The sequence below is a fragment of the Kitasatospora sp. NPDC101157 genome (genome assembly GCF_044768255.1).
Taxonomy (GTDB): domain Bacteria; phylum Actinomycetota; class Actinomycetes; order Streptomycetales; family Streptomycetaceae; genus Kitasatospora.
On sequence record NZ_JBIWPL010000007.1, the window covers coordinates 377,135 to 388,074 of the forward strand.

Here is a 10,940-nt window from a genome sequence, read left to right on the forward strand (position 1 = left end):
TTCCTTTAACCTGGCTCCCTACGAAAGGCTCGGGTCGCCATGCCACTGCCCCTTCTGGCCCTGATGCTCGGGGTGTTCTGCGTGGGCACCGCCGAGGTCGTCATCGCGGGGATCCTGCCCGAGATGTCCGCCGACCTGGACGTGTCCATCCCGACGGCCGGCCTGCTGGTCACCGGCTACGCCCTGGGGGTGACCATCGGGGGTCCGATCATCACCCTGCTGACCACCAAGTGGTCCCGCAAGGGGCTGCTGCTCAGCCTGATGGGCGTCTTCATCGTCGGCAACGTCATCGCCGTGCTCGCCCCCAACTACCCGACCCTGATGGGCGCGCGCATCTTCACCTCGCTCAGCCACGGCACCTTCGCGGCCGTCGCCTGGCACGTCGCCGCGCTGATGTCCCCGCCCGACAAGCAGGCCACCGCCATGGCCAAGATCGCCCTCGGCTTCAACTTCGCCAATGTGCTCGGCTCCCCGATCGGCACCTTCATCGGACAGCACTTCGGCTGGCGCGCCACCTTCGGCTACGTCACGGCCTTCGCCGTACTCTGCCTGCTGCTCATCGTCAGGTTCGTGCCCGGCGCGCTGTCCACCGAGAGCGACGAGAGCGGGGAGGGAGGCCTGTCGCTGCGCGAACAGACGAAGGTGTTTCGCAAGGGAAGCCTCCAACTCTCCATGCTGATCACCGTACTGGCCCAGGGTGCCGTCTTCACCACCTCCACCTACCTGGCGCCGCTGCTGCGCGACATCGGCCACTTCGCGCCCGCCATGGTCGGCATCCTGCTCATCGTCTTCGGCATCGGCTCGGTCCTGGGCAACATCCTGGGCGGCAAGGCCGCCGACGCCAACGTGATGCGCGGAGTGCTGCGCGCCCAGAGCGCCCTGCTGGTCTCCCTGGTGGTGTTCTGGTTCGCCGCACCCCACCAGATCCCCGCCGCGATCGCGCTGTTCCTGTTCGGTGCCGCGGGCTTCTCCATCATTCCGGCGCTCCAGGCGCGGATCCTCGCGGTGGCCGCCGCCGCGCCCGCCCTCGCGCTGTCGGCCAACGTGTCCGCCTTCAACCTGGGCAACGGGCTCGGCGCCTGGCTCGGCGGGGCGACCATCGACCTCGGCTACGACGTCCGGGCCGTCACCCTTTCCGCCGCCGTCGCCGTCTCGATCGCCCTGGTCCTCTCGGTGGCGATGTGGGCCCGGGGCCGCCGCGAGCTGCCGGAACCCGGCGCCGCGGAGCCCGCCGCCGCGACGGCGCTCGACGGTGCGGGCACCGCCGAGGCGGCGCTCGCGCGGAAGCCGTGACGCCTTCCCGGTCCAGTTCCGCGCCGCCCCCGGCCTGCCGGTGGGCGGTGCCCGGGTGCCTGGGCCCGGCGGGTGGTCAAATCCGCTTCGAGTCAGAGCGCTTGGCAGCCGGTCGAATCTTTTCGGCCATGCCGGGCGGAGCGGAAATAGGCTCGACGACGTGACCGTTGCCGTCGGTATGGATACGACCTTCATCCGGCCGGTGGAGCCCGACGCCCCGCACCGGAGCGCGCTCCGGCCGCCGTCCGACGGACCGCTGCGCCGCGGACGGGTCGGTCCGCTCGGACCGGTCGGACCGGGGGGTCCGACCGGCAGCACCGTGCTGGACGAGCTGTCCGAGGTGCTCTTCGCCCCGCTGCCGCGCAGCGACCAGCGCGCCAAGGGGGCGCTGTACCTGCGCGGGCTGATCGCGGCGCAGGGCCGCAAGTCGATCCGGAACATCGCCGCGCAGGTCGGCGGCCCCGAACTCGCGCAGAGCCTGCACCACTTCATCGCCTCCTCGACCTGGGACTGGGAGCCGGTCAGCCGGGCGCTGCAACGGCACGCCGACAACGAACTGCGCTTCACCGCCTGGGTGGTGCAGGCGAGGCCGGTCCCCAGGAAGGACCGGCGGGCGATCGGGATGTGGGGCGTGGCCAGCGAGATCACCGTGCCCGTCCGGTGGCACCTGCTGCCGTTCGGCGAGGAGGCGGCCGGGTGCGTGGCGAGCGCCGCCCGGGTGTGCGACCCGAGCGCGATCGGACCGCGCCCGGTGGTGCTGGACCTCCCGGGGGCCGACCTGCGGCCGGTCTTCGACCGCTACACCCGGGCGGGCGCGCCGGTGCTGTCCGCCGTGCCGCCCAACCTGCCGGTGCTGGACCAGGAGGCGGGCCGCGGCGGACGCTCCCTGCCCGCCGCCCGCGTGCTGCAGCTCCACCGGATGCTGCGGCGGCCGGTGGAGTGGACGGATCCGGCGTCGGGAGCGGTCCGCCGGAGCCTGGTCGGGGGCGTCCGGGTGGAGTGGGCCGGGCATCCGCTGCTGCTGGTGGGGCAGTGGGACGCCGGCCGGCAGCAGCCCGTCCAGTGCTGGCTGACCAATCTGACGGCGACTCCGCTCGGGGTCCTGCTGCGACTGGCCACGTTCCCCCAGCGGGTCGAACGGGACGCCGCCGGTTCCGCCTCGCACGTCGGCGCCCTCGACGACTACGAGGGACGCGGCTCGGACGGCTGGCACCGGCACATGACCCTGGCGGCGGCCGCGCACGTGGCCCAGGTGATCGCCGCCGCCCGGGCCCGGGTGCGCCCGTGGATCCACTGCATGGCGTCCATGGAACAGATGGGCCGGGCCTTCTGAGGTCTTGCCACTGAATGCCGCGAAGCGGACATGGCCCCGTTCAAACATCGGACTTCGTTCTGTGTCACCTCGGCGGGAGGTTCTGACACAGGCAACATGACCGCATCGCCCGTTCCGTCCCCCGGCCGCCATCATCGGAAGCATGCGAATTCTGGTTGCCGGCGGTGGTGTCAGCGGTCTGGCCACAGCGGTCGCGCTGGGGGCGAGGGGCCATCACGTGCTCGTCCTGGAGCAGCGGCCGGTGTTCACCGAGGGCGGTGCGGGCATCCGGCTGGCGCCGCGGGACTTCCGGCTCCTGGACCGGCTCGGCGTCGGCGACGCCGTCCGTGAACGGTCACTGGCCATCGGCGAGTTCCGCACCATGGACGGCGCCACCGGGAAGCCGGTCGGCACGATCCCGCTGCCCGGCGCGCACGCGGACGGCCGGGCTGCGCACGCGACGGCCCACCGGCTGGACGTCCACGAGCCGCTGCTCGACGCCTGCTGGGAACTCGACGCCGTCCAGCTCTGCCCGGACAGCCGGGTGGTCGGACACGCCGAGCACGGCGAATCGGTGGTGGCCGCACTCGCCGACGGGCGCAGCGTGACCGGCGACGCCCTGGTCCTGACCGGCGCGGCCCGGTCGGTCGTCCGCCACGACGCCCGGTGGGCCGACGACGTCCCGCCGGAACGGGCCGCGGTCTACCACACCGTCATCCCGATGGAGTCGGTCGCGGAGCACTGGCAGGACGGTCCGGCCACCAGCTGGGTGGGCCCCGGGTGGCACCTGTCCCACTACCCGCTGCCCGACGCGCGGTACCTGAGCCTCTCCGCCACCCGCCACCACCACACCGGCGCCGACCTGGACGGCGCCCGGGTCGACCTGGAACACGTCCTCGCGGCCTTCCCGGAGATCGGCTACGCCGCCCGCAACGTGCTGACCATGGGTCACACCTGGCGGGCCCGGACGCTCCCCGCCCGGACGGCCGCCTCGCGCCGGACCCGTGGCCGGGTCGCCCTGGTAACCGAGAGCGCCGAGCCGCCCCGCCCGCTGGAGGCCTCGGGCCTCCAGCACGCTCTGGCGGACGCCCTCGGCCTGGCCGCGAGCTGGGACGCCTCGGCGGGCGAGAGCCTCCGCGGGCTCGCCGACCACGACACCCGCCGCCCCGACTCCGCGCCGGACGCCACCGTCCGCGCCCGCTGCGGCGCCGGGCGGCAGGGGTGCCGCAACGGCGCTTAGGGGTCCGTCCCCGAACTCCCTCGTGCCCTGCGGCGCGATCACGATCCTGTCGTGGACGTGCCCGCCGGCCTGCGCCGTCACGGATTCGCGAATCTCTCGACCGGGAAGGTGGCCGCGATCGGCACCGTGATCCCACCGGAAGGGTCCGCGTCGGCGATCCCTTCCGGGACGCCCGGACCGGCCGTTCGACGGGGACGTCACCGATGCGAGGAGGGGGGCCGTCAGCGGCGGACGGCGAGGCCGTCCAGGGTCAGGTCGAGGAGGCGCTCGGCGCGCTGCCGGTGTTCGGGGCCGGCCGAGGTGAGGGCGATGCCCTCCAGGGCGGCGGCGATGTCGTCGGGGTGGATGTCGGTGCGGATGAGGCCGGCGGCCGCGCAGGCGTCCATGAGGGTGGTGACGGAGGCGCGGATCATCTCCCGGCTGTGGCCGTAGGGGTTGCTCCCCGTCGCGGCGATGGTGCGCAGAGCGTCGATCATGCCGTGCTTGGCAGCGGCGTAGTCGAGGAAGAGGTGCGCCCAGCCGTGCAGGGCCCGGTCGGGGGCCTTGCGGGCCAGCAGGGCGGGGGCGGCGTCGCAGAGTCGGGCCACCTCGTTGCGGTAGACCGCCTCGATCAGGGCCTCCCGGGTGGGGAAGTTGCGGTAGAGGGTCGCACTGCCCACACCCGCGTCCCTGGCGATGTGCTCCAGGTGCGCGTCCAGCCCCTGTGCGGTGAAGGCGCGGGCGGCGGCGGTGAGGATCTTCTCCCGGTTGCGCCGGGCGTCGGCCCGCAGCGGTCGAGGTGTTCCGTCGGTCATCGGTGCTCGTCCTCCGGGTCCAGGGGTGTGCGGACTTGCCAACCGGGGGCGCCACCACTTAACGTCCGGTCAAACGGAGGCGCCTCCGTTTCCGTTGTTCACTGTAGGCCACCACCCGGCCTGCGGACACCTCCGCGAAAGGAAGCCGATCATGACCGGTATCCGGGGCAAGGTCATCGCGATCACGGGCGCCAGCAGCGGCATCGGGGCGGCGACCGCGACCCACCTCGCCGAGCGGGGCGCCCTGCTGGTGCTCGGGGCGCGCCGCGAGGACCGGCTCGGGGCGGTCGTCGACGGCATCACGGCGAACGGGGGCACCGCCACGGGCGTCCTGGTCGACGTCACGCGCCGCGAGGACCTCCGGCGCCTGGTGGACACGGCAGTGGACCGCTACGGCCGGCTCGACGTCCTCGTGTCCAACGCGGGCACCATGGCCGTCTCGCCGTTCGACGACCTGCGCCAGGACGACTGGGACGCCATGGTCGCGACCCATGTCACCGGACTGCTGAACGGCATCGGGGCGGCCCTGCCGGTGTTCCGCCGCCAGCGCTCCGGGCACTTCGTCAACGTCGGTTCGACCGCCGCCCACGTGGTCAAGAGCCCGCAGGCGGTCTACGCGGCCACCAAGACGGCGGTGAAGGTGCTCTCCGAGGGGCTGCGCCAGGAAGCGGGACCCGACCTGCGCGTCACGCTCGTCTCGCCGGGATTCACCGACACCGAGGGCGTGGGCAAGGGAGCCGGCCCCGAGCTTGCCGCCGCGATGATCCGGCAGCGCGACGAGATCGCCATGCCGCCCGGCGCGGTCGCGTCCGCCATCGCCTACGCCGTCGAACAGCCCGAGGGCGTCGACGTCGGCGAGATCGTGGTGCGCCCCACCGCGCAGTCCTGAGCGCGCCCGCGTGGAGGAGGGCGGCGTCCGCCACCCCCCGGAGAGCGGGCGGTGGCGGACGAACGATCGGGACGGGGGCCGTCAGGCCAGCGCGGCCTCGACCAGGTCGGCAGCCCTGCTCACGCTGGCACCCGCCCGGACCTCCGCGCTGAGCTCCGCCAGCCGGGCCGCCACCTTCGGGTCCCCGGTCAGCTCCAGCACCGCGGAGCGCAGCGCGTCGGCGGTGGCCAGGTCGGTGTCCAGACGTCGGGCGACGCCGAGTTCGACCAGCCGGTCCGCGTTCTCGAACTGGTCGGCGGCCTGCGGCACCGCGACCATCGGCAGTCCGCAGTACAGGCCCTCGCTGCACCCGCCCATCCCGGCGTGGGTGATGAACGCGTCGGCCTGCTGGAGCACCGCGAACTGCGGTACCCACTGGTGCACTTCGACGTTGGCCGGCACCGGGCCCAGCTCGGCCGGGTCGGTCGACCTGCCGATCTGGAGCACGACGTGCCAGCCGGGCAGGCCGCCGAAGGCCTCCAGGCAGGCGCGGTAGAAGGCCGGCTGGCGGGTGAAGGTGGAGCCGAGCGAGATCAGCAGCACCTGCTGCGCGTCCTGCGGCCGGGTCCAACTCCCCTCGCGCTCCCGGTTGTCGAGGCAGGGCCCGGCGAAGGAGAAGACCTCGCGGTCGACCTCCGCCAGCCCGGTCTGGAGGGCCTGGGGGATGAGCGCTATCCCGCGGTCCGGCCGCAGCATGTACGTGAAGATGTCGCGGGGCGGCACCCCGTTGTCGGCCAGCCACCGGGTGAACCGATCCGGGACGTTGTCCGCCTCCAGCGCCTTCATGACCGTCCGGAACGGTTCGACGTCCGGGTCGGCGGTGGCGACCCTGGACGGCGAGATCAGCATGGACGGCACGCCCCAGCTGTCGGCCAGGACCCGTCCCGCGTAGGCCATGAAGTCGTACAGCACGAGGTCGGGGCGGTCGTCCTCGAACACCTCCCGCATCAGCGGCAGCATCACCTGCGCCTCGTCGAAGATCATGCTGTGGACATTGGTCCCGGGCTGGACGGCCCCCTTGAGGACCGACAGGCCCGTCTCGTGGGGCACGAACCGGGCGCCGGTGGCCTCGATCCGCTCGGCGAACGACGGGTCGTTCACGTAACTGACCCGGTGGCCACGGGAGACCAGCTCCCGGATCACCTCCAGGCTGGGGTTGACGTGGCCGTGTGCCGGGATGTTCACCATGGCGATGTGTGCTGGGCCTGGCATCGTCGTCACCTTTCCTCGTACGTCGTCACGAGTGCTGTGTTCCACCGTTCTGACGTTACGTCAACTGATGTGCGGGGAGCGCACCCAGGGTGCCGGTACGGCCGGACGCGCAGCGGCCCGGCAGGTGGGAGCGCCGGTTCCCGGGCCGGGCCGCCGTTTCGGTGCGAGGAAGGAAGGGGTCAGGAACGCCAGGCCGGAGCGGTCGCGATCGCCTTCAACTGGTCCACGCCGAGCGCCGGATCGCCGGGCCTGGTCGTGTACCGGTTCTCGCCGTTCCACTCCGAGAGCCACAGCTGGCTGCCGTCCGGGTAGTGAACGGCCGCCGACCAGTACAGGACCGGATTCGTCGCCGACTTCCCGTGGCCGAAGCGGTTGGTGACGACGAGCGTCCCGTCCGGCCGCTTCTCCCGGACTTCCAGCGGGGTGAGGGATTCCCGGTCCATGGTCGCCAGCTCGTCCCGACCGAGCTTGGACGCCGGGTCCGCGCCGACCTGCAGCATGCTGGTACGGCCCTGGTAGGTGACGGTGAGCGCGGCGTGCCCGGGGTCCTGGTTCCCCACCTCGGCCCCGGCGGGCAGCAGCGGTACGAGCTTCGCGAGCAGCTCCGCGTTGGACGGCCCACTGGCGGCGGGTGCGGGGCGCGGGGAGTCGCCGGGCTTCGGCGCGTCCGTGACCGGGGCGAGCGCGGCGAAGACCCGGTCCCAGGACGGGTCCGTCACCAGATCCGTCAGTCGGGCGGTGTCGGCCACCGGCGGCTCCGGCCGGTTGGCCGTGGCCGGTTGCCCGTTGAACTCGGTGAACGAGACCCGGCGACCGTCCGGGGCCGCCCAGGTGACCCGCCACTCGCGGCCGTCCTTGGCGTTCTGGTTGCGCAGCTTGTCGATCACCAGCACGGAGCCGTCCGGCCGGACCGTGCGGTCGCAGGAGTCCTGGGGCGTCTCGAAGCCGTCCGTGCACACCGCGGCGGAGTCGGGCCGGAGGTTGGTCCACTCGGCCGAGAACTCGACGATGCTCGCCCCGGAGCCGTCGTCGAACAGCAGGTTGGCGCCGGTCGTGTGCCCGCTGAGCTTCGCCGGGCCGTCGGTGTTGAGCTCCTTCACCGTGCCCTTCGGCAGCAGGTCGGTGACCAGGGTGATGAGCTCCCGCGTCGACATCTCGGCCCGGGGCGGCGCCGGCCGGGTGGCCGGCCCGCTGATCCCGAGCGGGCCCCCGCCGAGCGCGGTGAAGCCGCCGGCTCCGGCCAGAACCAGTACCGCGAGCCCGGCCCCGACGGCGGTGCGCCGGCGGCGGCGCCGGCGGCGGCCGCGCTGCTCGGCCTGGACGGCGAGGGTGTGCTGAACGGGTTCCGGGGCGAGCTCGGCGGCGCCGCGCAGGGCGCGGGCGAAGCCGTCGGCGAACGCGTCGTCGAAGTCGTCTTCAGTGGGCATGGCGCAGCACCGTCTTCTCGGAGGAGGGGTTGGGCCCGCTGGTGGCGTGGGTTCTGTCCGTTCCCGCGGAGCCGCCCAGGGCGGTGTCGATGTCGTCGCCCAGCACGGCGCGCAGTCGGACGAGGGCCCGGCGGCAGCGGGTGCGGACGGCGGTGCCGCTCAGCCGCAGGGCCACGGCCGTCTCCTCGACGCTGCGGTCCTCCCAGAAGCGGAGCACCAGCACGGCGCGGTCCGGCGCGGGGAGTTCGGCGAGGGCGCGCAGCAGCGTCAGCCGCAGGGCCGGGTCCGGGTCGTGCACGCCGACCTCGGGGAACTCGTCGGTGACGCGCTCGGAGGCGCTGCGCTTGCGCCGGTACGACAGGAAGGTGTTGACCAGCACGGCCTGGGCGTAGCCGCTGGGGTTGTCCAGCCGGGAGATCTTCCGCCACTTGAGGTAGATCCGGCCGAGCGCCTCCTGCACGAGGTCCTCGGCGAGGTGGGCGTCACCGCCGGTGAGCAGGAAGGCGGTGCGCAGCAGGTGCCGGGCTCGGGAGGCGACGAAGTCCGGGAACTCCGGCCACGGTGGTTCGGCCGTTTCTTGATCCATGCCTTGGTAACGCGGTGGGGCCGGGGTCATGTGACAGTCCGGTCGCCGATCATCGTGCGGGACGGCTCGCCCGGACCGCCGCCCGGACCGCCGCCGCACCCAGGGCGAGCCAGGCGGTGGCGAGCAGCCAGCCGCCGAGGACGTCCAGCGGCCAGTGCACCCCGAGGTAGATCCGGCTGAGGCCGACCGCGGCCGCGAGGACGACGGCGATCGCGGTGGCGGCCGGGGCCGCTGCCGGGCGGGCCCGGGCGACGGCCAGGGCGAGCAGGCCGGCGCAGACCGCCGAGGTGAAGGAGTGCCCGGAGGGGAAGGAGAAGCCGGCCGCGTCGGCCGCCCAGTTCGGTCGCGGCGGGCGGGGGCGGGCGAAGAGGTGCATCAGGCCGGTGCGCAGGAGTTGGCCCAGGACCAGCCACAGCAGCGGGGCGAGCAGCGCTACCGCAGCCCGGCGCGGCGGCCGGGGTGCGGGCAGGGCCAGGAGCGCCACGGCGCCCGCGGCCAGGGCCAGTAGGTAGGGCACCGCGCCGGAGCCGAGCGAGGTGATCACCACGGCCACCGTCCGGGCGGCGGCCGGCCGGTGCGCGGCGGACCAGTCGTTGGCGTCCCTCTCGAAGCCGTACGGTGCCCAGCCCCGCGAGGCCAGCAGCGCGGCCAGCGCCGCGAACAGGACGAGGGTCACGCCGGTCGCCCACCGCCACCGGTGCGGGCGGTGGGGCGCGGGGGCCTTGGGTGGGTGGCTCACGGCTGGGTGCGGCCTTCCTCGGGAGTGCGGTTCTGGGTCCCGGCCCCCGTGGCGGCGCTCGCGGCCCCCGGTCCGGTACCCAGCCACACCGTACGTGGCGGCCGGGCGGTCAGCTCCCGCCCATCGGGCGGTACATGCCGATCGAGTCGTGGTGGGCGGTGTCCCTGAAGCCGAACCGTTCGTACAGCACGTGCGCGGGGCCGTCCGCGATCAGGGACACGTACGCGCTCGCGGGCGCCCGGCGGTCGAGTTCCCCGGTGAGCGCGGCCACGATGCGCTTGCCCAGGCCCTTCCCCTGGTGCGCCGGGTGCACGCAGATGTCGACGATCTGGAACGCGGTGCCGCCGTCGCCGATGATCCGGCCCATGCCGATCGGCTCGCCCTCGTGGTGCAGCACCACTCCGTACCAGGTGTTGGGCAGGCCGACGGCGACCGCTTCGGGTGCCCGGTCGGAGAGGCCGGCCTCGGTGCGCAGGCGGCGGAAGTCCTCGACGGTGGGGACGCCCGGGCGCAGTTCGTAAGGGTCATAAGCGCTCTGCACGGATTACATGCTACAGGTGGCGGATTCCCGGCCGTGGCGGGGGCCTCGTCGACATGCCCTCGATCGGCCGCTTCTCCGGCGGCGGGCCGACCCGTCGGCTATCAACTGGTCCGGACGGAAGCGGCCCGTCCCCTGGCCTGCGGGGCGGGGGTGGCACGGGTTCCGTTTTCTGAACTGTCTTAACTGATTTGGTTTTAATCATTCGTTATGCCCGATCCCTTCCGGCGTACGGCCCGAGCCGCAAGGCTTCCGTCGGATTCCGCCGGGCCGCGCGATCGCACGGCCCGCCGCAATGGGGAGGACCCGCCACCGTGTCCAACGGATACCGCCGACGGCTGCTGACCGGCGCCGTCACGCTCACCGCACTCGGCCTGACCCCCGCTCAGGCCATCGCCGCACCCGACACCTCCGGCGCCCGTCCGCGCCAGGCGCAGCACCTGGCCGAGACCGGCCGGCAGCACTCCGCCGCCGTCATGGGCGCGAGCAGCGGCAAGCACACCTTCGCCGCCCGGGCCGACGCCCCGGGCGGGGACGACGGCGGCGCCGACGAGGCGGAGAACTCCGCCGAGGGCGTCGCCCAGTACACCGAGGCGCGCACCGCGCCTGGTGTCGTCGCACCGGGTGCGTACGGCGCGGCCTGGGCGCAGCTGCAGTCGATGCCGCACACCGACGGCGCCTGGAAGCACGTCACCTCGAAGCCGTACAACTCGGACGACCCGCGCTACCGGGACGCCAACTCCAACTCCAGCGGCGGCTCCGGCTACGTCACCGGCCGGATCACCGGCATCGCCGCCGACAGCAACGGCTACGTCTACGCGGGCGGTGCCAACGGCGGAGTGTTCCGCTCCCGCACCGGCGGCGGGCACTG

Annotated in this window: 10 protein-coding genes and 1 pseudogene; 5 read left to right on the top strand and 6 right to left on the bottom strand. The window is 73.5% G+C overall.

Going from position 1 to position 10,940, the window contains the following annotated elements; genetic code table 11:
- The first annotated feature begins 39 nt into the window (after positions 1-39).
- The 3 genes from ACIRVF_RS18700 (at position 40) to ACIRVF_RS18710 (ending at position 3,845) form a co-directional block, all read left to right on the top strand.
- Complete coding sequence (locus ACIRVF_RS18700) at positions 40-1,293, top strand: MFS transporter (RefSeq protein ID WP_402818461.1); 1,254 nt, start codon at positions 40-42, stop codon at positions 1,291-1,293.
- Positions 1,294-1,471: 178 nt separating this feature from the next.
- Entirely contained in the window at positions 1,472-2,626 is a 1,155-nt protein-coding gene (locus tag ACIRVF_RS18705; protein WP_402818464.1) for a transposase, read from the top strand.
- Between the two features lie 142 nt (positions 2,627-2,768).
- Positions 2,769-3,845 carry an FAD-dependent monooxygenase gene (locus tag ACIRVF_RS18710; RefSeq protein ID WP_402818467.1) on the top strand — a complete coding sequence of 359 codons (1,077 nt, stop codon included), beginning with the start codon at positions 2,769-2,771 and terminating at the stop codon, positions 3,843-3,845.
- Positions 3,846-4,066: 221 nt separating this feature from the next.
- Here ACIRVF_RS18710 and ACIRVF_RS18715 read toward each other — a convergent pair whose 3' ends face one another.
- Positions 4,067-4,639, bottom strand: coding sequence for a TetR/AcrR family transcriptional regulator (locus ACIRVF_RS18715; RefSeq protein WP_402818470.1), 573 nt, complete (start codon positions 4,637-4,639; stop codon positions 4,067-4,069).
- A gap of 151 nt (positions 4,640-4,790) precedes the next feature.
- Here ACIRVF_RS18715 and ACIRVF_RS18720 point away from each other — a divergent pair, with 151 nt between their 5' ends.
- Positions 4,791-5,528 carry an SDR family oxidoreductase gene (locus ACIRVF_RS18720; RefSeq protein WP_402818473.1) on the top strand — a complete coding sequence of 246 codons (738 nt, stop codon included), beginning with the start codon at positions 4,791-4,793 and terminating at the stop codon, positions 5,526-5,528.
- Between the two features lie 81 nt (positions 5,529-5,609).
- Here the strand turns inward: ACIRVF_RS18720 and ACIRVF_RS18725 are convergent, their stop codons facing one another.
- The 5 genes from ACIRVF_RS18725 to ACIRVF_RS18745 form a co-directional block, all read right to left on the bottom strand.
- Positions 5,610-6,779, bottom strand: coding sequence for a macrolide family glycosyltransferase (locus ACIRVF_RS18725; RefSeq protein ID WP_402818475.1), 1,170 nt, complete (start codon positions 6,777-6,779; stop codon positions 5,610-5,612).
- A 179-nt stretch (positions 6,780-6,958) separates the two neighbouring features.
- Complete coding sequence (locus tag ACIRVF_RS18730) at positions 6,959-8,206, bottom strand: hypothetical protein (protein ID WP_402818478.1); 1,248 nt, start codon at positions 8,204-8,206, stop codon at positions 6,959-6,961.
- Entirely contained in the window at positions 8,196-8,792 is a 597-nt protein-coding gene (locus ACIRVF_RS18735) for a SigE family RNA polymerase sigma factor (RefSeq protein WP_402818481.1), read from the bottom strand. Before ACIRVF_RS18735 ends, ACIRVF_RS18730 begins: the two co-directional genes overlap by 11 nt.
- A gap of 49 nt (positions 8,793-8,841) precedes the next feature.
- Positions 8,842-9,468, bottom strand: a complete 627-nt coding sequence (locus ACIRVF_RS18740; RefSeq protein WP_402818484.1) for a phosphatase PAP2 family protein — start codon at positions 9,466-9,468, stop codon at positions 8,842-8,844.
- A 172-nt stretch (positions 9,469-9,640) separates the two neighbouring features.
- Positions 9,641-10,072 (bottom strand): GNAT family N-acetyltransferase, encoded by a 432-nt coding sequence (locus ACIRVF_RS18745; RefSeq protein WP_402818487.1) that lies wholly within the window; start codon positions 10,070-10,072, stop codon positions 9,641-9,643.
- 311 nt (positions 10,073-10,383) lie between these two features.
- Here ACIRVF_RS18745 and ACIRVF_RS18750 point away from each other — a divergent pair.
- A pseudogene (locus tag ACIRVF_RS18750) lies at positions 10,384-10,940 on the top strand (glycosyl hydrolase); the annotation flags it as partial.

Bases quoted from the DNA above. Each gene is read 5' to 3' on its own strand.
- ACIRVF_RS18725 (WP_402818475.1), bottom strand. From the start codon at position 6,779: ATGCCAGGCCCAGCACACATCGCCATGGTGAACATCCCGGCACACGGC.
- ACIRVF_RS18720 (WP_402818473.1), top strand. From the start codon at position 4,791: ATGACCGGTATCCGGGGCAAGGTCATCGCGATCACGGGCGCCAGCAGC.
- ACIRVF_RS18705 (WP_402818464.1), top strand. From the start codon at position 1,472: ATGGATACGACCTTCATCCGGCCGGTGGAGCCCGACGCCCCGCACCGG.
- ACIRVF_RS18700 (WP_402818461.1), top strand. From the start codon at position 40: ATGCCACTGCCCCTTCTGGCCCTGATGCTCGGGGTGTTCTGCGTGGGC.
- ACIRVF_RS18710 (WP_402818467.1), top strand. From the start codon at position 2,769: ATGCGAATTCTGGTTGCCGGCGGTGGTGTCAGCGGTCTGGCCACAGCG.
- ACIRVF_RS18715 (WP_402818470.1), bottom strand. From the start codon at position 4,639: ATGACCGACGGAACACCTCGACCGCTGCGGGCCGACGCCCGGCGCAAC.
- ACIRVF_RS18730 (WP_402818478.1), bottom strand. From the start codon at position 8,206: ATGCCCACTGAAGACGACTTCGACGACGCGTTCGCCGACGGCTTCGCC.
- ACIRVF_RS18735 (WP_402818481.1), bottom strand. From the start codon at position 8,792: ATGGATCAAGAAACGGCCGAACCACCGTGGCCGGAGTTCCCGGACTTC.